The 21,263-nt window shown below is 65.8% G+C and carries 15 protein-coding genes; 9 read left to right on the top strand and 6 right to left on the bottom strand.

Annotation, left to right across the window (positions count from 1 at the left end):
* Window positions 1–28 precede the first annotated feature (28 nt).
* The 4 genes from carA to V9K93_RS20280 all read left to right on the top strand — a co-directional run bounded on the left by carA (window position 29) and on the right by V9K93_RS20280 (window position 5,946).
* Window positions 29–1,156, top strand: coding sequence for a glutamine-hydrolyzing carbamoyl-phosphate synthase small subunit (gene carA / locus V9K93_RS20295; RefSeq protein ID WP_046985659.1), 1,128 nt, complete (start codon window positions 29–31; stop codon window positions 1,154–1,156).
* A gap of 149 nt (window positions 1,157–1,305) precedes the next feature.
* Window positions 1,306–4,548: a carbamoyl-phosphate synthase large subunit gene (carB, locus tag V9K93_RS20290; RefSeq protein ID WP_337303115.1), complete on the top strand. Its 3,243-nt coding sequence runs from the start codon at window positions 1,306–1,308 to the stop codon at window positions 4,546–4,548.
* 8 nt (window positions 4,549–4,556) lie between these two features.
* On the top strand, window positions 4,557–5,021 hold the full coding sequence (greA, locus tag V9K93_RS20285) for a transcription elongation factor GreA (RefSeq protein WP_174238326.1): 465 nt from the start codon (window positions 4,557–4,559) through the stop codon (window positions 5,019–5,021).
* A 4-nt stretch (window positions 5,022–5,025) separates the two neighbouring features.
* A complete protein-coding gene (locus V9K93_RS20280) occupies window positions 5,026–5,946 on the top strand; it encodes a phosphoglycerate mutase (RefSeq protein ID WP_046985661.1) in 921 nt (306 codons plus the stop codon).
* Window positions 5,947–6,022: 76 nt separating this feature from the next.
* Here the strand turns inward: V9K93_RS20280 and V9K93_RS20275 are convergent, their stop codons facing one another.
* A complete protein-coding gene (locus V9K93_RS20275; protein WP_337303114.1) occupies window positions 6,023–7,063 on the bottom strand; it encodes a DUF1176 domain-containing protein in 1,041 nt (346 codons plus the stop codon).
* A 30-nt stretch (window positions 7,064–7,093) separates the two neighbouring features.
* Window positions 7,094–8,137: a DUF1176 domain-containing protein gene (locus tag V9K93_RS20270; RefSeq protein WP_337303113.1), complete on the bottom strand. Its 1,044-nt coding sequence runs from the start codon at window positions 8,135–8,137 to the stop codon at window positions 7,094–7,096.
* A gap of 122 nt (window positions 8,138–8,259) precedes the next feature.
* On the opposite strand from V9K93_RS20270, the gene recJ reads away from it, so the two are divergent.
* Window positions 8,260–10,017 carry a single-stranded-DNA-specific exonuclease RecJ gene (gene recJ, locus V9K93_RS20265; protein ID WP_136639657.1) on the top strand — a complete coding sequence of 586 codons (1,758 nt, stop codon included), beginning with the start codon at window positions 8,260–8,262 and terminating at the stop codon, window positions 10,015–10,017.
* Window positions 10,018–10,101: 84 nt separating this feature from the next.
* Here recJ and V9K93_RS20260 read toward each other — a convergent pair whose 3' ends face one another.
* A complete protein-coding gene (locus V9K93_RS20260; RefSeq protein ID WP_337303112.1) occupies window positions 10,102–11,151 on the bottom strand; it encodes a DUF1176 domain-containing protein in 1,050 nt (349 codons plus the stop codon).
* Between the two features lie 131 nt (window positions 11,152–11,282).
* On the opposite strand from V9K93_RS20260, the gene V9K93_RS20255 reads away from it, so the two are divergent.
* The gene (locus V9K93_RS20255; protein ID WP_337303111.1) at window positions 11,283–14,195 is read left to right on the top strand and encodes a DUF2135 domain-containing protein; all 2,913 of its coding nucleotides are present in this window, start codon (window positions 11,283–11,285) and stop codon (window positions 14,193–14,195) included.
* A gap of 91 nt (window positions 14,196–14,286) precedes the next feature.
* Here the strand turns inward: V9K93_RS20255 and V9K93_RS20250 are convergent, their stop codons facing one another.
* From V9K93_RS20250 to V9K93_RS20240, 3 genes are all read right to left on the bottom strand, one after another.
* A complete protein-coding gene (locus V9K93_RS20250) occupies window positions 14,287–15,444 on the bottom strand; it encodes a hypothetical protein (RefSeq protein ID WP_295381184.1) in 1,158 nt (385 codons plus the stop codon).
* A 127-nt stretch (window positions 15,445–15,571) separates the two neighbouring features.
* Window positions 15,572–16,552: a phosphatase PAP2 family protein gene (locus V9K93_RS20245; protein WP_295381181.1), complete on the bottom strand. Its 981-nt coding sequence runs from the start codon at window positions 16,550–16,552 to the stop codon at window positions 15,572–15,574.
* 126 nt (window positions 16,553–16,678) lie between these two features.
* The gene (locus V9K93_RS20240) at window positions 16,679–17,878 is read right to left on the bottom strand and encodes an acyltransferase family protein (RefSeq protein ID WP_295381179.1); all 1,200 of its coding nucleotides are present in this window, start codon (window positions 17,876–17,878) and stop codon (window positions 16,679–16,681) included.
* 175 nt (window positions 17,879–18,053) lie between these two features.
* On the opposite strand from V9K93_RS20240, the gene V9K93_RS20235 reads away from it, so the two are divergent.
* From V9K93_RS20235 to V9K93_RS20225, 3 genes are all read left to right on the top strand, one after another.
* Window positions 18,054–18,920, top strand: a complete 867-nt coding sequence (locus V9K93_RS20235) for a LytTR family DNA-binding domain-containing protein (protein WP_337303110.1) — start codon at window positions 18,054–18,056, stop codon at window positions 18,918–18,920.
* A 188-nt stretch (window positions 18,921–19,108) separates the two neighbouring features.
* Window positions 19,109–20,234 (top strand): peptide chain release factor 2 gene (gene prfB, locus V9K93_RS20230; RefSeq protein ID WP_097048047.1). Its coding sequence is split into 2 segments (ribosomal slippage): window positions 19,109–19,183 and window positions 19,185–20,234, totalling 1,125 coding nucleotides; the frame shifts between segments, so codons are not numbered across the junction.
* A gap of 45 nt (window positions 20,235–20,279) precedes the next feature.
* Window positions 20,280–21,062: a helix-turn-helix transcriptional regulator gene (locus tag V9K93_RS20225; RefSeq protein ID WP_046985666.1), complete on the top strand. Its 783-nt coding sequence runs from the start codon at window positions 20,280–20,282 to the stop codon at window positions 21,060–21,062.
* Window positions 21,063–21,263 lie beyond the last annotated feature (201 nt).

Below are 21,263 nucleotides of genomic sequence, written 5' to 3'. Positions count from 1 at the left end.
CCCCCTCGGTAGCCAAAGTGAGATTCCAGTGACCCAAGCCGCAATCCTCGTCCTCGAAGACGGCACCGTATTCGAGGGCGAATCCGTAGGCGCGCCCGGCCTGTCCGTCGGTGAGGTGGTGTTCAACACCGCCATGACCGGCTACCAGGAAGTGTTGACCGACCCGTCCTACGCCCGGCAGATGGTCACGCTGACCTATCCGCACATCGGTAACACCGGCATGACCGACCAGGACGATGAAGCGTCCAAGGTGTGGTCGGCCGGCCTGATCGTGCGCGATGTACCGCGCCGCCCCAGCAACTGGCGCAGCCAGGTGTCGCTGCAGGACTGGCTGATCCAGCGTGGCGTGGTCGCCATCGCCGGCATCGACACCCGCAAGCTGACCCGCATCCTGCGCGAGAAGGGCGCGCAGAACGGTGCGCTGATGGCCGGTGACATCGACGTGGAAAAGGCACTGGAAGCCGCCCGCAAGTTCCCGGGGCTGAAGGGTATGGATCTGGCCAAGGTCGTCACTACCGAGAAGACCTACGTCTGGACCGAGGGCCAGCTGGACCTGGATGCCAACGCCTTTGTCAGCGTGCCGGCCAAGCACAAGGTGGTGGCCTACGACTTCGGCGTGAAGACCAATATCCTGCGCATGCTGGCCGAGCGCGGCTGCGAGGTCACCGTGGTGCCGGCGCAGACCCCGGCCGCCGAAGTGCTGGCGCTGAAGCCGGACGGCGTGTTCCTGTCCAACGGCCCGGGTGACCCGGAACCGTGCGACTACGCCATCGAAGCGATCAAGACCTTCATCGAGCAGAAGATCCCGACCTTCGGCATCTGCCTGGGCCATCAGCTGCTGGGCCTGGCCTCGGGCGCGAAGACCATCAAGATGGGCCACGGCCACCATGGCGCCAACCACCCGGTGCAGGACCTGGACAGCGGCCGGGTGATGATCACCTCGCAGAACCACGGCTTTGCGGTCGACGAAGCGACCCTGCCGGCGACCCTGCGCGTGACCCACCGTTCGCTGTTCGATGGCACCAACCAGGGCATCGCCCGCACCGACGTGCCGGCGTTCTCGTTCCAGGGCCACCCGGAAGCGTCGCCGGGCCCGCACGATGTCGGCCCGTTGTTCGACCGTTTCGTGGTGCTGATGGAGCAGGCCAAGGCGTGATCAGTACGCCGCCGGCCCCCCGGTGGCGTCGCGATGGACCGTAAGCCCCCGCATCGCTGCTGCCCCTGGCGCGGCGCTGCGGATCAAGATTCCTGATCGACAGCGTGCGATCACCCCCCTTGTCACGCTGTACTGACTTAGAGAAGAAAATGCCCAAGCGCACTGACCTCAAGACCATCCTCATCATCGGTGCTGGCCCGATCGTCATCGGCCAGGCCTGCGAGTTCGACTACTCCGGCGCGCAGGCCTGCAAGGCCCTGCGTGACGAGGGTTACCGCGTGGTGCTGGTCAACAGCAACCCGGCCACGATCATGACCGACCCGGAGATGGCCGACGCCGTCTACATCGAGCCGATCAACTGGCAGACGGTCGAGAAGATCATCGCCAAGGAAAAGCCCGATGCGCTGCTGCCGACCATGGGTGGGCAGACCGCGCTGAACTGCGCGCTGGACCTGGCCGACAACGGCGTACTGGAGAAGTACAACGTTGAACTGATCGGAGCCAAGCGCGAAGCGATCCGCATGGCCGAAGACCGCGAGCTGTTCCGCGTGGCCATGGGTGAGATCGGCCTGGAATGCCCGACCGCCGCTGTCGCCCACACCCTGGACGAAGCGCTGGAGATCCAGACCCGCGTCGGCTACCCGACCATCATCCGCCCCAGCTTCACCCTGGGCGGCAGCGGTGGCGGCATCGCCTACAACCGCGAAGAACTGGTCGACATCGTCAGCCGTGGCCTGGAGCTGTCGCCGACCACCGAAGTGCTGGTGGAAGAGTCGGTGCTGGGCTGGAAGGAATTCGAGATGGAAGTGGTCCGCGATACGGCGGACAACTGCATCATCGTCTGCTCGATCGAGAACCTGGACCCGATGGGCGTGCACACCGGTGACTCGATCACCGTGGCCCCGGCGCAGACCTTGACCGACAAGGAATACCAGCGCCTGCGCGATGCCTCCATTGCCGTGCTGCGCAAGATCGGCGTGGATACCGGTGGCTCGAACGTGCAGTTCGGCATCAACCCGGACACCGGCCGCGTCGTGGTGATCGAGATGAACCCGCGCGTGTCGCGTTCCTCGGCGCTGGCTTCGAAGGCCACCGGCTTCCCGATTGCCAAGGTCGCCGCCAAGCTGGCCGTCGGCTACACCCTGGACGAACTGAAGAACGAGATCACCGGCGGCCTGACCCCGGCCTCCTTCGAACCGTCCATCGACTACGTCGTCACCAAGATCCCGCGCTTCGCCTTCGAGAAGTTCCCCGCCGCCGATGCGCGCCTGACCACCCAGATGAAGTCGGTGGGTGAGGTGATGGCGATGGGCCGCACCTTCCAGGAATCGATGCAGAAGGCACTGCGCGGCCTGGAAACCGGCAAGGTCGGCTTCGACCCGACCGGCCTGGACCTGACCAATGAGGACGATCTGCAGACCCTGCGCCGCGAGCTGAAGGCACCGGGCCCGGAGCGCCTGTTCTTCGTCGCCGACGCATTCCGTGCCGGCATGAGCGTGGAGGACATCTTCAAGCTGTCCTACATCGATCCGTGGTTCCTGGACCAGATCGAAGAAATCATCGCCGCCGAGACCCAGGTCGCAGCCGATGGCATCGACGCACTGGATGCCGCGCGCCTGCGCAAGCTGAAGCGTTCCGGTTTCTCCGATGCGCGCCTGGCGCAGCTGACCGGCACCAACGAAGCGGCCATCCGCGCGCTGCGCCGTGCGCACAAGGTGCGCCCGGTCTACAAGCGCGTTGACTCCTGCGCCGGTGAGTTCTCCACCGGTACCGCCTACCTGTACTCGACCTACGAGGACGAGTGCGAGGCCGCGCCGAGCAACCGCGACAAGATCATGATCCTGGGCGGTGGCCCGAACCGCATCGGGCAGGGCATCGAGTTCGACTACTGCTGCGTGCACGCGGCACTGGCGCTGCGCGAGGATGGTTATGAAACCATCATGGTCAACTGCAACCCGGAAACCGTGTCGACCGACTACGACACCTCCGACCGCCTGTACTTCGAACCGCTGACCCTGGAAGACGTGCTGGAAATCGTCGAACTGGAACAGCCCAAGGGCGTGATCGTGCAGTACGGCGGCCAGACCCCGCTGAAGCTGGCGCGCGCGCTGGAAGCCAATGGCGTGCCGGTGATCGGCACCAGCCCGGACTCCATCGACCTGGCCGAAGACCGCGAGCGCTTCCAGCAGCTGGTCGACACCCTGGGCCTGAAGCAGCCGCCGAACCGCATCGCACGCAACGACCAGGAAGCCCTGCTGCTGGCCCGCGAGATCGGCTACCCGCTGGTGGTGCGTCCGAGCTACGTGCTGGGCGGCCGCGCCATGGAAATCGTCTACGGCGAATCCGACCTGGCCCGCTACGTGCGCGACGCGGTGAAGGTGTCCAACGATTCGCCGGTGCTGCTGGACCGCTTCCTCGACAACGCCGTCGAGTGCGACGTGGACATCATTGCTGACAAGGATGGCAACGTCCTGATCGGTGGCGTGATGGAGCACATCGAAGAGGCTGGCGTGCATTCGGGCGATTCCTCGTGCTCGCTGCCGCCGTACTCGCTGTCGGCTGGTACCCAGGCTGAACTGCGCCGCCAGGTGGTGGAGCTGGCCAAGGCCCTGAACGTGGTCGGCCTGATGAACACCCAGTTTGCGATCCAGACCAGCGATGAGGGTGATGACACCATCTACCTGCTGGAAGTGAATCCGCGTGCCTCGCGCACCGTGCCGTTCGTGTCCAAGGCCACCGGCATGCCGCTGGCCAAGATCGCCGCCCGCTGCATGGCCGGCAAGACCCTGGAAGAGCAGGGCGCAACCAAGGAAATCGTGCCGGACTACTACTCGGTGAAGGAAGCGATCTTCCCGTTCGCCAAGTTCCAGGGCGTCGACCCGATCCTCGGGCCGGAGATGCGTTCCACCGGTGAGGTGATGGGCGTGGGCCGCACCTTCAACGCCGCCTTCGCGCGTGCCCAGGAGGCGGGCGGCATCAAGGCCCCGCCGATCGGCAAGGCCTTCGTTTCGGTTCGCGACCCGGACAAGAAGCGCGTGCTGCCGGTGGCCAAGGCACTGCTGGCGCGTGGCTACAGCCTGGTCGCTACCCGTGGCACCGCCGCGTGGCTGCAGCAGCATGGCATGGACTGCGAGATCATCAACAAGGTGGTCGAAGGCCGTCCGCACATCGTCGACTCGATCAAGAACGGCGAGATCGTCTACATCGTCAACACGACCGAAGGTCGCTCGGCGATCAACGATTCGTTCTCGATCCGTCGCGAGGCGCTGCAGCATCGCGTCACCTACTCGACCACCATTGCCGGCGCCAAGGCGCTGGTGGATTCACTGGAATTCCGCGGCACCGGCCCTGTCTGGTCGCTGCAGGAGCTGCACAAGGAGTTGAATGCATGAGAGCCCCCATCACCATGAAGGGCGCGCAGAAGCTGCGCGACGAACTGGATCACCTGAAGTCGGTCAAGCGCCCGAAGGTGATCGCCGCGATCGCCGAAGCCCGTGAGCATGGCGACCTGAAGGAGAACGCCGAGTACCACGCCGCGCGCGAGGAACAGGGCTTCATCGAAGGCCGCATCAAGCAGCTGGAAGGCGAGCTGTCGCATGCCGAGATCATCGACGTGAGCAAGCTCAATGCCGGCTCCAAGGTGGTGTTCGGCGCCAGCGTGACGCTGGCTGACGTGGAAACCGACGAAGAACGGAAGTACCAGATCGTTGGCGACCTCGAGGCGGACATCAAGCAGGGCCTGATCGCGATTTCCTCGCCGGTGGCGCGCGCGATGATCGGCAAGCTGGAAGGCGATTCGATCGTGATCGACGCCCCGGCAGGCCAGCGCGAGTACGAGATCGTCAGCGTCAGCTACCTGGACTGACCAGGTGGCGACGGCGACCCTGCTGTTGCCCGCGCGCAGCCGCTTTGCGGCGGCTGCGCTGCCCGATGACGTGGCCCGTGCCCTGGGTCGCGCCAACGCCTCGCAGCATGAGGCGGGCGAGCGCGCGCAGCTGACGCGCCATTTCATGGTCGCCGCGTCGCATTGGCCGGTGGCCGCATTGACCCGCCAGCGTGACGTCGGTGATGCCGCTGGCGCCAGCTGGCTGCGTGCCGATCCGGCCTGCATGGTGCCGGACATGCACGGTGCGCGGATGATGGCATATGGCGAAACGCTGCGGCCGACGCTGGCAGACTGCCTGGCACTGCTGCCGGTACTGCAGCCGTTGTTCGCCGACGCCGGGTTCGCGCTGGATGCACCGGACCCTTCGCGCTGGTACCTGCGGCTTCCGATCGACAGTGAGCTGCCGGACTTCGACAGTCCGGACGAGGTGCTCGGCGATGACCTGTTCGCGCACCTGCCCGAAGGCGAGGTCGGCCGCCGCTGGCGTGCATTGATGACCGAGGCGCAGGTGCTGCTGCACAACCATTCCTGGAACCAGCAACGTGCGGCCCAGGGGCAACAGCCGATCAATTCACTGTGGTTCTGGGGCGGCGGCGTGATGCCGGTGTCGGTCAATACACCGCACGCGCAGGTGCGCAGCCGCGATGCATTGCTGCAGGGTCTTGCGCTGGCATCCGGTGTGGCGGTGGATGGCGATCAGTCCGTGGATGCGCTGGTCGATCTGCGCCAGCTGCGATCACTGCAGCAGCTGGGCAACGACGCGATCCGGCCACTGCTGGCCGCGTTGAAGCGCGGCGAGCTGCAGCGGCTGGTACTGGATTTCGAGGATGGCCGGCAGTTCCAGCTGGACCGCGGGCAACGCTGGCAGTTCTGGAAGAAGCCGCGCCAGCTTCACGACGCCTGAGGCAATCTGCGCACGCAGGCCATGCCTGGCGGAATCCGGTGATTGTGGTAGCGCTGGGCCATGCCCGGCGGATGCCCTAACGGAATTCAGTGATATAGGTCGGCAGTCGCCAAGTGGAAGCTCCAGCGCCACTGCAGGTGCCACCAACGTACTCCATGCTCAGCTGCATCCGCTGGCCATCCCATGCCCAGTAGCGCCCCGTTCCGCAGCGATCCCGATCGGTCTCCACAGTCTCTTCAACGAACATCAGCTCCCGTGAGTACGGGAACAGTGCGCCCTGGGTAATGAAAACGGGATTGAACGGTGCCTGGTCGTTGATCGACCACGTCCCACCCGGCACATTGAGCCCCGGGATGTGGCAGACAACGGAGGCCAGTAAGTGATGGTCGTCCAGGCGCTGGATGGCGATGTAGGGTGCGCTGGTCTGTGGTACATCCGCCGCGCACGCCCAGCCCGCCTTGTTGCCGGGCCGAAGCAGCCGGCGCAGGTCCTCGCGTTCGCCCAGGCGCGCATTCTCCTCACGCGGAGGTACCCGCTTGGATGGCATGGCCAGCACCGGCTTCGGCAGAGCGGGCGGCACGCTCGACTCCGGTCGGCTTCCGCGTTGCACCAGTGCACCGGGCGTATCCAGACGCTGCTGGATCTGATCCATCTTCAGCATCAGTGCGGCTGCGCCGGATGCAGACAGCGACCATGCCTGTCCCCTGCCATCGGTGATGCTGATGCGGGATTGCCTGATGAGGGCGGTGTTGAACGCCTGCACTTGAGCCGGGGTGAGCTTTGCATGCTCCGTGGCTGACTCAAGTGCCCCGATGCTGCCCACGCGTTTTCCGTCCAGCTGCAGGTGCAGTGCGCCAACAGGAGACTGCGCTTGTGACTCGGGGTCGTCAGCGTCGTCGCGGGCGAGTACCAGCCGGATCTCCACCGCTTCCCCGGGTCCGCCATTGCGCTCGATCAGCGCGGCCAGCCTCAGCGGTGCGGAGGCGCCGACACCGGCGATGCGGCAGGCACGCGTGTTGTCGCATACCATGAACCAGTCGCCCTCGGCGAACGATGCGCCAACCGGAACCGTGGCCCAGGCAGGCGAAGACATCGCCAGCAATCCCAGCAGGAACATCGGCAATTGCGGCAGAGCTGGGCAGCGCATTCAACGAACCTCGCTGACCAGGGTCGGCAGCATCCAGTGTCCGCCCGGCATGCCACGGCACAGCCCGGTGCTGAAAGCACTGCTTGGCTGGAATCGGCGGCCATCCCATGTCCAGTCCGAGCCGGAGACGCAGTCGCCGATGCCTCTGCCTTTGGAGCGTGCGTACAGCGTGCGCTCGAAGTGCGAAAAACCTTCCGCTTCGAGCGTGACCGTCTGCGGGGCGAACGGAGGGCGATCACGCGCGATCCAGAAACCATTGCTGTAGTTGTATGCACCCATCTGGCACAGCGCCTGCACCAGTACATGGCTGTCGTCCAGCCGCTCGATCACCATTTCCGGGGTGCCCTTGTACTCGATCAGACGCGGACAGTCGTCACCGTCGTCGAGCGTGGCAATCAGCGCGTCGCGCAGCGCTTCGCTGCTACCCAGTTTGCTGTCTCCGGGGCGAGTGGCCACCAGCGTGGCGCGCATGATCACGGGCCTGGTCTGCGCAGCCGGCACACTCGCTTCAGCACGCGTGCCACGCCGTACCAGGGCGCCGGGCGTACCAAGGCGCCCTTGTACTTCGTCCATCTTCAACAGCACGGCGGCGGCACCACGATCGGAAATCGGCCAGCGCGTGGCCCTGCTGTCGATCACCTCGATGCGCGACTTGCCGGGCAGAGCGGCGAGCAGCGCATCAACCTGCGCCGGCCGCAGCGTCACGGATTCGTCGGCACCGGTGTCCTGCACGGACCCCAGATCACGGCCGTTCACCTGCAGGCGCATCGCGCCTTCGGGCATGGCACTTTCGCCATCCTCGCCCACGCGCAGCCGCGCCTTCACGGTTGTGCCGGGGCCGCCGGCTCGTTCCAGCATCAGGCCCAGCGAGCTGTCTGCGCTCTCCGGGCCATAACCGGCGGCGCGGCAGGTGCCGGTGTTGTCGCAGGCCAGGAACCAGTCGTGATGCACGAACTCGATGCCGGGTTCCAGTGGCGTATTTCCGGCATGGCCGGCGAGCGGCAGCAACAGGCCGACAATCAGTGCGGACAGCAGGCGGTACATGGCGAATTCCATTTCAGAAGCGGACAAGCATGGGTGATCACCGCGCCTGCGCCAAGCCCGGGAAGAGCCTGGCAAGCCGGGCGGGGTATCATGCGCGGGTCTTCCGTAACCCGGCGATGCCGATGTCCCTTGCCGCCGATGCCGTGCAGCCCTCCTCTGATACGCCGACGATCCGCCGCCGCGATGCGGTCGCGCCCGCCAACTGGCCGGAGGGCACGCTGCCACTGCTGGCGCGGCTCTACGCCAGTCGCGGTGCCGGTACCCCGGAGCTGGCGCTGCCGAAGCTGGGCAGCCTGCATGCGCCCGAGCTGCTGACCGGCATCGAGGCTGCGGTGGGCCTGCTGGTCGAGGCCATCGCCAACGACAAGCGCATCCTGGTGGTCGGCGATTTCGACTGCGATGGCGCCACCGCCTGTGCGGTCGGCGTGCGTGGCCTGCGCATGCTCGGCGCACAGCACGTCTTGCACGCGGTGCCGAACCGCATGGTGCACGGCTACGGCCTGTCGCCGTCGCTGGTGGAGGAGCTGGCCGAGCTGCAACCGGACCTGCTGGTCACGGTTGACCATGGCATTGCCTGCCACGCGGGTGTGACTGCAGCCAAGGCGCGTGGTTGGCAGGTGCTGGTCACCGACCACCATCTGCCCGGCCCGCAGCTGCCACCGGCCGACGTGATCGTTGATCCGAATCTGGATGGCGATGCGTTCCCCAGCAAATCGCTGGCCGGCGTCGGGGTAATTTTCTACGTGCTGATGGCGCTGCGCCGGCAGATGCGCGAGGCCGGGGTCTTCGCCGATGGCAAGGGCCCGGACCTGACCACACTGCTGGACCTGGTGGCAGTCGGTACCGTCGCCGACCTGGTTGCGCTGGATTCGAACAACCGTGCGCTGGTCAGCGCGGGCCTGCGCCGCCTGCGCGCAGGGCAGGGCTGTGTCGGCCTGCGTGCGCTGATCGAAGCCAGCGGCCGTGACGCTGCGCGGCTAACCGCCACTGACATTGGCTTCGCGCTCGGCCCGCGCCTGAACGCCGCGGGCCGGCTGGAAGACATGGCGCTGGGCATCGCGCTGCTGCTGACCGAAGACCCGCGCCAGGCGCGCGAGATCGCGCAGACGCTGGAGCAGATCAATTCGGAACGGCGCGCCGTGCAGCAGTCGATGACTGACGACGCCGAGCAGGCGTTGACCCGCGTGGTGCTGGACATGGCCGGCCAGCGTCCGGTGGCCGCCTGCCTGTTCGATGCCGATTGGCATCCGGGCGTGGTCGGCCTGGTCGCGTCGAAGATGAAGGATCGCCTGCATCGCCCGGTGATCGCCTTCGCGCCTGCAGAACCCGGCGCCGACACCCTGCGTGGCTCCGCCCGCTCAATTCCCGGCCTGCACATCCGTGACGCACTGGCATTGGTCGATGCGCGGCATCCGGGCCTGATCGAACGCTTCGGTGGGCATGCCATGGCGGCTGGCCTGAGCATGCGGCTGGATCACGTCGATGAATTCAAGACCGCCTTTGTTTCGGTGGTGCTGGAAATGCTCGACCCGGCGGCACTGCAGCAGCAGGTCCTCAGCGACGGCGAACTGGCCGCGGACGAACTGGACCATCGTCACGCCGATGCGCTGCGCCTGGCCGGGCCGTGGGGCCAGGGCTTCCCCGAACCGCTGTTCGACGGCCACTTCGAAGTGGCCAACTGGCGCGTACTGAAGGAGCGCCACCTGAAGCTGGAACTCCGCCTGCCGGGCGTACCCGGCACGATCAACGCGATCCACTTCGGTGGCTGGCACGGCAATGCACCCGGCCGTCATGTGCATCTGGCCTATCGACTGGCCTGCGATGACTATCGTGGCGGCAGCGCCATCCAGCTGATCGTGGAGCACTGCCTCCCTGCATGAAAAAAGGGGACGGAGGGGATTAAGTCGCTTGTGCCTTGTTTGCCACTTGCGACTTAATCCCCTCCGTCCCCTTTTTCTGTGGCGTCAGCGGACCTCGCTGACCAGCATCGGCAGTTCCCAGGTGCCACCGGGCACGCCCCGGCATAGCCCAGGTGCCACCTCGGACGTCGCGATGAAGTTCGTCCCGTCCCACGTCCAGGCTGCGTGCGACATGCAGTCAGCGAGGCCGCGGCCCTTCTGCGCGGCAATGATCTGGCCGTCGGCGTAGTCGATCGCATCGCTGGTCACCCATTGCGCCCGGAACGGCGCCTGCGGGCGCGCGACCCAATAGCCATCGCCGATGTTGTAGGCCCCGCGCCAACACGGGACCGTGACCAGCACATGCTGCGCGTCCAGGCGCCGGACCTGCAGCGGGGAGTTGCTGAGCGGAACGTCGGCATCAGTTTCCTGCAGGCCTTCGCAGCTGTCGTCCTCCAGCGTGGCACGCAGTGCTGCGAGCAGGGCGGGTGAGGCGGCCAGCCGAGCAAACGCGGGATCATCCGGAGTCGAGTCCAGGGTAGCGGCCTTGTGCACAACCGGCACCGGCAGTGCGGCGGGGACGCTGGATTCAGGCGTGCTGCCCTTGCGCATCACGGCGCCGGGCGTGCCGAGGCGGCCCTGGTACTCATCGATCTTCAGCAGTACCGCTGCGGCACCCTTGTCCGACAGCGGCCAGCGATGGCCAGCGCCATCGGTCACGCTGATCCCTCCATCGCGTACAAGTGCGGATAACAACGCGCTGGTCTGCGCGGCATTCAAGCTGTGCGTGCCTTCGCCCTTTGCCGGGGTCAGCACGCCCAGGTCCTGTTGCTGGATGCGCAGATGCAGCGCGCCCTTGGGCTGGGTTTGGCCTTCTTCCGGCTGCAGCGACAGGCGCCCCTGGATGACCTGGCCGGGGCCGCCCTTGCGGGTGAGCAGCACGCTAAGGGTGCTGTCATCGTCGGCGGCGTAGCCGGCGGCGCGGCAGGTCAAGGTGTTATCACAGGCTACGACCCAGTCGTGGTGCTGGAAATACAGGCTCTTGGCCGGAGCTGTCGCAAGGGCGGTCAGGGGGCAGGGAAGGGCCAACAGAGTGGCCAGCAGGGGCAATCGCATCGGCATCCTTGCGCGTGTGGGAGAGTGGGGCATGGTGCCTGTGGGTGGGGCCAAAGAAAAGCCGCGCACGGTCCAACCCCATTCCGGCTGTCCGTGCGTTCAGACGTCCACGATCCCACTGGAGCCCTGTCATGGTCTTCGTCCGTTGCTGCGCTGTGTTGTTGCTGGCCCTCGCGGCCGGGCCTGTCGGCGCTCAGTCGCCACGTATTGCCAGGCCGCAAGCCACCACCCCGCTGTTGATTGCGCCCGCCGCCGAACAGCCGGTGCAACTGCAGCGTGCCCGCATCGAAGGCGAGGTCCAGGCCGGCATCGCCCAGACCCGGATCACCCTGGAGTTCCACAACCCGAACCGGCGCGTGCTGGAGGGCGAGCTGCAGTTCCCGCTGGCCGATGGCCAGCAGATCACGGGCTTCGCACTGGATATCAACGGTGAACTGCGTGACGCGGTGCCGGTGCCCAAGGACCGTGGCCGCCAGGTATTCGAGGAGATCGCCCGCCGTGGTGTGGACCCGGGCCTGCTGGAACAGACCGCCGGCAACCAGTTCCGCCTGCGCGTCTACCCGCTGCCGGCCGGTGGCAGTCGGCGCGTGCAGCTGGTGATTCGTGAGCCGTTGGCCTTCGCCGGACAGGGCTGGCAATGGACGCTACCGCTACAGTTCGCTGCCGGTGCTTCATCGGTTGAACTGAAGCTGGAGGCGCCGGGCGCGGCCACCGCAGGTACGGCTCCGTTCCGCATCAATGCGGGCCAACTGCAGTGGCAGGGCAACGGCGCACAGTTGCCGAAGCAGCTGCAGTGGAGCCTGCCGGCAGCCCGCCAGGCACAGGTGCAGGTGGCGCCCTGGGAGGATGGCCATTACCTGCTGGCGCAGATGCCGGTGGCGGCCAGCAGCACGCCCCGCACGTTGCCCAGCGAAGTCGGCCTGCTGTGGGACGGCTCCGGTTCGGCGGGCCAGCGCGATCGCACACGTGAGTTCGCGCTGTTGGATCGCTACTTCGCCGCGATGGGTGACGGTACGGTGGCATTGACCGTGCTGCGCGACCGTGCCGAACCGGTGCGTCGCTTCCGTATCCGAGCCGGCAACTGGAACGAGCTGCGCGCAGCGCTGCAGGCCGTACGCCCGGACGGTGCCAGCGCGCTGGCGCAGTGGCAGCCGCAACCGAGCGTGAAGGAATACCTGCTGGTCAGCGATGGCCTGCTGACCTATGGACCGGAAGCATTGCCAGCACTCGCACCGCAGCAGCGCCTGTTCGCGGTCAGCAGTGCTGGTGCGCGAACCGATGCAGTGCGCCTGCGCGGCTGGAGCGAAGCCCATGGCGGACGCTTCGTCGCGCTGGGCAAGGATGTTGACGCGGCTGCGCGGGAACTGCTGTCGTCACCGTTGGACGTACAGGTGGATGCGGGCCGTGGCGTACAGGATGTTGTGATCGATCGTCGCAGCGAGGCCGAAGGCTGGCTATGGCTGCATGCTCGCCTTGCGGCGGACGGCGTGCCGATGCGGGTACGCGTCGGCGGCGGTGAATGGCAGGCACTGCCGGCAACGCAGAAGAGTGACGACGGTGAACTGCTGGCCGGCTTGTGGGCGCAGGCCCGTCTGCAGCAACTCGGCGCCGACCGCCGAGGCAACCGCGAGGCAATGCAACTGCTGTCGCAGCAGTTCGGCCTGGTCGGGCCGGATACCTCGCTGATCGTGCTGGAGACCCTGGAGGACTACCTGCGCTATGCGATCCGCCCTTCGGGCAAGCTGCGCGCCGAGTACGACGCCAGGTTTGCAGTGCAGGTAAGTGATCGCGCCGCTGCTGATCGCCGGCGTCTGGATGAAGTGGCGGCACGCTGGAAGGAGCGCCAGCAGTGGTGGAACCGCAGCTGGCCGAAGGGAGCGCCTCCACAGTTGAAAGGCGGGGCGCTGGAAGTTGCATCCGCGGAATACGCGATGGACTCGGCGCCGGTGGCGATGCTCGCTGCGCCGGCCCCCGCGGCACCGCCCGCGCCGGCACCGATGGCCGCCGCCGTCGAGCAGCGCATGGAAGCCAGCAGTGCGCGTGCACGTCGCTCAGCGCCTGCATCGAACAAGGCCCTGGATTCAATCACGGTCACTGGTGGCCGTGTCGCTGCGCCCGCTGCCGCCAACGAGGGCGAGCTCGGCATCCAGCTGGCGGCCTGGCAGCCGGACTCGGCCATCGCCAGACGCCTGCGCCAGGGCCCGGCGTCGCAATTGTATGACCGCTACCTGGCCGAGCGCGATGCGCATGCCGACAGCAGCGCGTTCTTCCTCGACGTGGCCGATCTGCTGCTGGAGCAGGGCCAGCGCGAACTGGCACTGCGTGTGCTGTCCAACCTGGCCGAGATGGACCTGGACAACAGGCACCTGCTGCGCGTGCTCGGCTACCGCCTGATGCAGGCGGATGCCCCGGCGCTGGCGGTGCCGGTGTTCGAGCAGGTGCTGGCGATGGGCCAGGAAGAACCGCAGAGCTTCCGCGATCTTGGCCTGGCACTGGCGGCTGCGGGCAAGCCGCAGCAGGCGTTGGCGCCGCTGTACCAGGTGGTGGTGCGGCCGTGGGACAACCGCTTCGACGGCATCGCCCTGATCGCATTGGACGAGCTGACCAACCTGGTGGCACGCAGCACGCCACGGCTGGATACCCGCAGCATCGACCCACGCCTGCTGCAGGCGATGCCGCTGGACCTGCGCGTGGTGCTGTCGTGGGATGCCGACAACAGCGACATGGACCTGTGGGTGACCGACCCGAACGGCGAGCGCGCGTACTACGGCAACCGCCTGACCTACCAGGGCGGGCAGATGTCGCAGGATTTCACCGGCGGCTATGGCCCCGAGCAGTTCTCGCTGCGTGACGCCAAGCCGGGCAAGTACAAGGTGGAGGCCAATTACTTCGGCAGCCGCCAGCAGCTGGTGACTGGTGCGACGACGCTGATGCTGCGCCTGACCACTCACTGGGGCACGCCGAAGCAGAAGGACCAGATGGTGACGATGCGGCTGAAGGATCGTGCCGAGACCGTGCTGGTGGGCGAGTTCGAGGTGAAATGATCGATTCCGGGCTTTTGTAGAGTCGAGCTTGCTCGACTGCCTCAAGGTAGAGCCGAGCCCAGGCTCGGCTCTATACGATGCAATCCAGCCGCTATTTTCCGCGCATCCATGCGTCGAGTTGTCTAGCCAACGTACGATTCTTGTAGGCAGATGCAACTGAGCCCGTGCCTGGAACCAGATTGATTCCTAGTCGTGCGTTTATCTGCTTGACCCATTCAGGAAAATGATCAAGCGTGGCGCCGATGATTGGCGGCAATTGGAAATCATTGCTGGTGGGTTCGTCCCGGTAGGCGACGTAGGAGCCATTGCCGACGCTCAGATTGATTGACCAAGGGGTATCAGGCCAGCTGTTGAGATCAAGTCTGATCCGGGGATGCCCCGGCTCGCTGCTGTACTCACCTCCGTGATAGAGGGTGATGCTGGCACTCCAATCACGGATGTTGTCAACGTGCCAGCCCTCCCGCTGCGCCAACTGGACTGCGTCACCCGTCATGATCCGGGTGTCGTGCAGCTGCGCCAGATGTTCGCAGAGAACGTCGAACTCGGCGTCCGCTGCGCAGTGGGGCCGGGTCGCCTCGGCGGTGTGATGAAGCAGGGAGAGCACATGGCCGCGTTCCCTGTCTTCGGGCCAGTTCCTGGCTATCAGGTCGTTTGTCATCTGGATGCGCGTGTCCTCATCGAGCAGTGCAATGAGCGCCATGCCCCAATAGAGGATTCGACCCATACCCTTGATATCCTGTTGCAGGAACCGGGCTGTCTCGAGAATGGTTCGCGCAAATGGGCGATATGGCAGAAATTTATCGACCTTCTCTCGCTGGGCCTGGAACGACTGGTACTTCCTGCAGTGCTCCACCAGACGCGTGCGCTGTTTCAGATCCGCGGCATTGTTAACCACACCGCTTGGCAGCTCGCCATGTTCATTGAAGCCGAAGCAGAAGAGATGCGGGAGGCTGAGGCCTGGCTGGCGTGTGTCGTAGCCCACAGGGAGCTTCGTGAGCTCCTGGTACGCAGCAACAAGGATGGGAAAGTCTCTCTGCGGGAGTCCTGCGACCTTCCAGTCTCCCACTCGCAGCCAATGGAAGTAGAAGCGTTGCAGCATATCCTGGGGCAGGTCGTTACCAGCCCTTGGTGCGAGTGCCGCGAGTTGATAGTGATAACTCGGATAGAAGTCGCCCTGACGTTCTTCAGCAAGCGCAGCCTCCTCTGATTCAATGAAGGCGGCCAGCATATTGATGTCGGATTGATCCATTGCAGGTCTCCAGGGCAAAGGTCCACTTCCGTCTGGAAGGCGACCGGGGAGAATCGCAAGGTTCTTGGGAACATCCAATGCGAATAGTTGCAAATGCCGTGAAGGTAACCAACAGGTAGGGTTAGTCTCAGACCTTGGAGACCCCATGCGGAATCCACCGCATCCACCGCGCCAGTGCCACGCCGCCACCGAGGATCAACAGCGTGCCAACGGTCTGCCACAGCACTTCGGTCGCCGGTACATCAGGCAGCGGAATGGCCGCGGCGAACAGATCGATCAACGGCCGTGCCAGTAGATAGATCACCACCACAGCCAGCACGCGCAACCCCCGCTGCACGATGCTCTTCGGATCCACCGGCCAGCCGCGCCATTGCAGCCACGCCACCAGCAGGCCCAGCGCGAGCAGTCGCCCGGCTTCACCAACTGGAACGTAGAGGGTGGTCGCTGCCGCCCACGCCAGCAGCACGCCAAGCCCCAACAGGACCGGCAGCTGCCACTGTCTGCTTGAGCGCATCCCTGGCATCAGCTGCCATGCCAACAGAGCCACGCCGATGCCGATCAGCCATCCGGCCAGCACGTCGGCCAGGAAATGCCGGCCCAGGTACATCCGTGACAGCGCCATCAGCAGCGGCCAGCCCAGCGCCAACGCCCAGCGCAGCCAGCGTCGGCGAATGCCGAAGGCCAGCAGCAGGCCGACGCAGGCAGCGGTGGCCACGCCAACATGGCCACTGTTGAAGCCATAGTCGGCGTCGGGCTGCGCGCGCAGCATGGCGGTGGCCTGCGCATCCGGCAGCGACCAGAACGATTGTCCGCCGCCGTTGACCACGAAGGGGTGCGACGGCACCCCTTCATCCAGCACGCGCGCATCCACATCCGACGGGCGGGGCAGGGCGGCACCCTGCTTGATCGCGTGGGTGGCGCAGGCCATCAGCAGTACCGCCAGCATTACGCACAATCCGGCGCGCAGCCGTGCGCCGAACGCGCACAGCAGGATCAGCGTCGTGTAGGCCATTTCGTAGCCGAGCAGGCTGATGAAGTGCATCAGCGACAGCATCCCGCCGGCGTCGAAGGTCTGCTGCAGCCACAGGTGCCAATAGGTCTGGAACATCCGTTGTCCTCATTGCGCTGTTGCCATGCGCGTAGGCGCTGACATTAGCGGATTATCGGTTGGTGGACGGGTAGAGCCGAGCCTATGCTCGGCTCAAGGCACAAGCAGCCGAGCGCGGGCTCGGCTCTACAACGTCGCGGCGTGTGCAATCGCCGTTGCTGGCCGTTCGGCGCGCAGACCGAACAGGGGGCGCAGCCAACGCGAGCGTCGGATCAGCAGTTCGTGGATCAGCAGGCAGCCGCCGACGGTGCCGGCCAGCAGCAGGGCCGGTTCCATCCACGGGCCCAACTGCAGTGGCTTGAGCCAGAACAGCAGGGCGATGATCAGGCTCTGGTGCAGCATGTACCAGGGATAGATGGCTTCGGTGCAGTACGGCAGCCAGCGGAACGGGCGATCGAGGAAGACCTTTCCCCAGCCGAGGATGGTAAGCAGCGCGGTCCATACGTAAAGCGACTGGCTGGTCCGGACCTGCAGGTCCCAGAACGGTTCGGGCCAATGCCGCAGCGAGGAATCAGCCGGCAGTACCTGGCCGAGGATGCGCAACCCGAGATACCAGCCGACTGCGGCCAGCGCCAGCCATAGCGTGGTGCGGCGCAGGGCGACTACGCGTTGCCAGAACGCCGGCTCGCGGCCGAGCAGGTAGCCTGCCAGGAACACCGTCGCGTACTTCGCGTGCTGGTACCAGTCGCCAAGCAGGGCATTGGTGGACGGATAGATCGGCTCCAGCCAGATCACCCATGCCAGCAGCAGGGCGGATGGAAGACCGACCAGCAGTATCGGTGATGCTGCGCAGAAGGCCATCGCGCGGCGCACCACTGCCGTTCCCAGCAACGGCATCAACAGGGCCAGTGCCAGCGTGTAGTTCCACAGATAGGCCAGGTACCACAGGTGGTTCCAGGTGATGCCGTACTGCCAGCCGGCGAAGCTGCCTTCCGGCCACGGCCGCACCTGCCAGTAGCGCAGCAGGAAGTGGCCGAAGCCCGGTGCCACATGGCCGTTGGCCACGCCTTCGCAGTACGGCTGGATCGGTACGATCACGAACATGCCGAACAGCAGGGGCAACAGCAGCTTCCACGTACGTACGCCAGCGAAGCGCAGCAGCCTGCTTTCGGGCCGCATCAGTGCGATGGCGATGCCCGAGATCAGGAACAGCAGTGACATCCGCCAGCGATTGACGAACACCATGGGCCACTGCAGCCATTCGGCGGTGTGCACGCTCTTGAGGTGAAAGCCCCAGTCGTCCACATAGGCCATCGCGGTGTGGTAGAGGATCAGCAGGGCGAAGGCGAACACCCGCAGGGCGTCGATGTCGTGGCGTCGGTTCATGGTCATGGTGTGCCGGGAAGTCGAGCCAATGTGACGCCGTCTCGTCCGTGCAGCGACTGCCAAGGGGTCGCCGGAACCCGTGCAGTGACCAATGGCGGGGGTGGTGGGACCAATGGAGCCGCTACCCTCGGTTCCTTGAGGCACGCTGGAGCACCGCAACACCATGGATCACCCAATGGCACCAGGCCGCCCACCGCGCTGGCGTACGTCAACCCGTCTATTGCTATGGGCGGCGATCCTGTCGGCCTCGGCAGTGACCAATGCGTTGGTCGAGGTGATGGACGCCAGTCGCCGCGGCGCCGATCTGGGCCTGTGGGAGCCGATGATCTGGGAATTCAGCAGCCTCGTCCCGATCCTGCTGACCCTGCCGCTGCTGTGGCGGGCGTGCGAGCGCTGGCCGCTGCATGCCGATACCTGGAAGCGGCGGCTGCCGCTGTACCTGCTGGCCAGCCTCGGTTGGTCACTGCTGCATGTGGGGGGAATGATGCTGCTGCGGCATCTGGCATACGCATCGCTGGGCTATCGCTACCAGGACGATGCCGGCTGGCTGGAACGCTTTGCGTACGAATACCTGAAAGATGTGCGCACCTTTGCGCTGTTCGTGGCACTGGAGCACTTTGCCAGCTGGTTCGGCCGGCGCAGGCAGGGCGAGGCGAGCCTGCTGGCCGAGCCCGACGTAGGTCCGCCGGTGGAGCCGGTCGAGCGTCCCCAGCATTTCCTGGTACGCAAGCTGGGCAAGGAGTTCCTGGTGGCCACCGCAGACGTGGAATACGCCCAAGCGGCGGGGAATTACGTGAATCTGCGGGTGCGCGGCCACGATTACCCGCTGCGGATCACCATGGCGGTGTTGGAGCAGCGGCTGGACCCGGGCCAGTTCCTGCGCCCGCACCGCAGCTGGCTGATCCACCGCAGCCAGTTGCGTTCGATCGAACCGCTGGATGGCGGCGAGGCCTTGTTGCATATGGCCGACGGGGCCAAGGTGCCCTGCAGCCGGCGCCAGTTGCCGCTGCTTCGGCAGGCGCTGGGCGGGGCGGGAGGGTAGAGTCGACTGTTAATCGACTATCGCGCGCAGCGCGGGCTTCACCGCAATCTGAATGAAAAGCAGTCGACTGACAGTCGACTCTACCAACGGACGGGTTTGCAGCCTGGGGCAGGCCCTGACCCCTCATTCCGGGCGCCCCCGGCCTGCGGTATCATTGCCAGTCATCTTTTGAATGCATAACCGCCGACATGATCGAACTGAATCCTGTCCGCCAGCGCATCACCGATCTGACCGATCGCGTGCTGTCGCTTCGGGGGTATCTTTGACTACGACGCCAAGAAAGAGCGTCTTGAAGAAGTAACGCGGGAGCTGGAAAGCCCCGACGTCTGGAACAACGCCGAATACGCCCAGAACCTGGGCCGCGAGCGCTCCAGCCTGGAAAAGACCGTGGGCGGCATCGCCTCGGTGCTCGACGGCCTGGCTGATGCCACCGAACTGCTTGAGCTGGCCGAATCCGAGCAGGATGAGGACACCGCGCTGGCCGTGGTCGCCGACCTGGACAAGCACCAGTCGCACGTCGAGAAGCTGGAATTCCAGCGCATGTTCTCCGGCGAGATGGACAATGCTGCCGCATTCGTCGACATCCAGGCCGGTGCCGGCGGCACCGAAGCCCAGGACTGGGCCGAGATCCTGCTGCGCATGTACCTGCGCTGGTGTGAATCGCGCGGCTGGAAGACCGAGCTGATGGAAGTCTCCGGTGGCGACGTCGCCGGCATCAAGTCGGCCACGCTGCGCGTGGAAGGCGACTACGCCTACGGCTGGCTGAAGACCGAGACCGGCGTGCACCGCCTGGTGCGCAAGTCGCCGTTCGATTCGGACAACCGCCGCCACACCAGTTTCACCTCGGTGTTCGTGTCGCCGGAAATCGACGACAACATCGATATCACCATCAACCCGGCCGACCTGCGTACCGACGTGTATCGTTCGTCCGGTGCCGGTGGCCAGCACGTGAACAAGACCGAGTCGGCGGTGCGTATCACCCACATCCCGACCAACATCGTCGTGGCCTGCCAGACCGGCCGCAGCCAGCACCAGAACCGCGACAACGCGATGAAGATGCTGGCCGCCAAGTTGTACGAGCTGGAGATCCAGAAGCGCAACGCCGAGAAGGACGCCGTGGAAGCCACCAAGTCCGACATCGGCTGGGGCAGCCAGATCCGCAACTACGTGCTCGATCAGAGCCGTATCAAGGACCTGCGCACCGGCATCGAGCGTTCGGATACGCAGAAGGTGCTCGACGGCGACCTGGACGAGTTCGTCGAGGCCAGCCTGAAGGCCGGCCTGGCCGTGGGCTCCAAGCGCGTCGATGCCTGATCGACGCGCCTGCGCGGATATCATCGCCCTCCGTGATGGAGGGAGATGATGCGCAGCGAAAGTGAACGCAAGGAACTCGGCGGCTTCCTCAAAGCCTGCCGCGCCCGTGTCGACCCCGCCACGCTCGGCCTGCCGGCCGGGCGCCGGCGTACCCCGGGCCTGAAGCGCGAGGAAGTGGCACTGGCGATCGGGGTCAGTGTCAGCTGGTACACCTGGATCGAGCAGGGCCGCGAAGTGCGCGCCTCGCCGGAGGTGCTTGAACGCTTGGCGCAGGTGCTGCGCATGAGCGACGACGAGCGCGCCTATGCGTTCGCGCTGTCCGGCTACGGCGTGCCGCTGGAGTCCCCGGACGAGACGGTCACCGATGGCCTGCGGCAGCTGGTGGAAGCCATGCAGCCGATCCCGGCCTACGTGCGCAATACCCGCTACGACATCCTGGCCTGGAACCCGGCCATCGCCGACCTGTTCGTGGATTACAGCCAGCTGGCGCCGCACGAGCGCAACACGCTGCGGCTGATGTTCCTGTATCCGCCGTACCGCACGCTGATCCTCAACTGGGAAGAAATGACCCGCGGGCTGCTGGCGGGCTTCCGCGCGGCGATGGCGCAGGCGCCGGACAAGGCCCCGTTCCTGGCGCTGGCCGAGGACATCGCCGCGCACAGCGAGGAGTTCCGCCAGTGGTGGCCGGAGCACGATGTGCGGCGGTTCGATGAAGGTGCGAAGAAATTGAACCATCCCACGCGCGGGTTGCTGGACCTGCAGTACGTAGCGCTGGTGCCGGAGAGCCGGCATGACCTTTCCCTGGTGACCTACCTGCCGCGTAGGTAGGTTGGTCGGCAGGGCTGCGCCCTGCACCCGCAGAGGCCGAAGCAACAGCAACAGCAACAGCAACAGTGGGCATTCCGTGGGATGGCGGGGCGGTGTGGGTTGGCAGGACACGCCGTAAACCCGTCCCTGGGGGCTCGATGGCGCCTTGCTCGTGTGCGCTGTCCTGCGCACACGGCAAGACCGGGGTTGGGCGTCCTGCCC

This window comes from Stenotrophomonas sp. CCNWLW162 (genome assembly GCF_037203745.1).
GTDB classification, from domain to species: Bacteria; Pseudomonadota; Gammaproteobacteria; order Xanthomonadales; family Xanthomonadaceae; genus Stenotrophomonas; species Stenotrophomonas maltophilia_AQ.
This window is presented reverse-complemented; position numbering and strand designations above follow the sequence as displayed.

What these genes read in the sequence shown, in the direction of transcription:
- carB (WP_337303115.1), top strand. Translation starts at nt 1,306, where the DNA reads ATGCCCAAGCGCACTGACCTCAAGACCATCCTCATCATCGGTGCTGGC.
- V9K93_RS20275 (WP_337303114.1), bottom strand. Translation starts at nt 7,063, where the DNA reads ATGTTCCTGCTGGGATTGCTGGCGATGTCTTCGCCTGCCTGGGCCACG.
- V9K93_RS20270 (WP_337303113.1), bottom strand. Translation starts at nt 8,137, where the DNA reads ATGTACCGCCTGCTGTCCGCACTGATTGTCGGCCTGTTGCTGCCGCTC.
- recJ (WP_136639657.1), top strand. Translation starts at nt 8,260, where the DNA reads ATGTCCCTTGCCGCCGATGCCGTGCAGCCCTCCTCTGATACGCCGACG.
- V9K93_RS20260 (WP_337303112.1), bottom strand. Translation starts at nt 11,151, where the DNA reads ATGCGATTGCCCCTGCTGGCCACTCTGTTGGCCCTTCCCTGCCCCCTG.
- V9K93_RS20255 (WP_337303111.1), top strand. Translation starts at nt 11,283, where the DNA reads ATGGTCTTCGTCCGTTGCTGCGCTGTGTTGTTGCTGGCCCTCGCGGCC.
- V9K93_RS20250 (WP_295381184.1), bottom strand. Translation starts at nt 15,444, where the DNA reads ATGGATCAATCCGACATCAATATGCTGGCCGCCTTCATTGAATCAGAG.
- V9K93_RS20245 (WP_295381181.1), bottom strand. Translation starts at nt 16,552, where the DNA reads ATGTTCCAGACCTATTGGCACCTGTGGCTGCAGCAGACCTTCGACGCC.
- V9K93_RS20240 (WP_295381179.1), bottom strand. Translation starts at nt 17,878, where the DNA reads ATGAACCGACGCCACGACATCGACGCCCTGCGGGTGTTCGCCTTCGCC.
- V9K93_RS20235 (WP_337303110.1), top strand. Translation starts at nt 18,054, where the DNA reads ATGGCACCAGGCCGCCCACCGCGCTGGCGTACGTCAACCCGTCTATTG.
- V9K93_RS20225 (WP_046985666.1), top strand. Translation starts at nt 20,280, where the DNA reads ATGATGCGCAGCGAAAGTGAACGCAAGGAACTCGGCGGCTTCCTCAAA.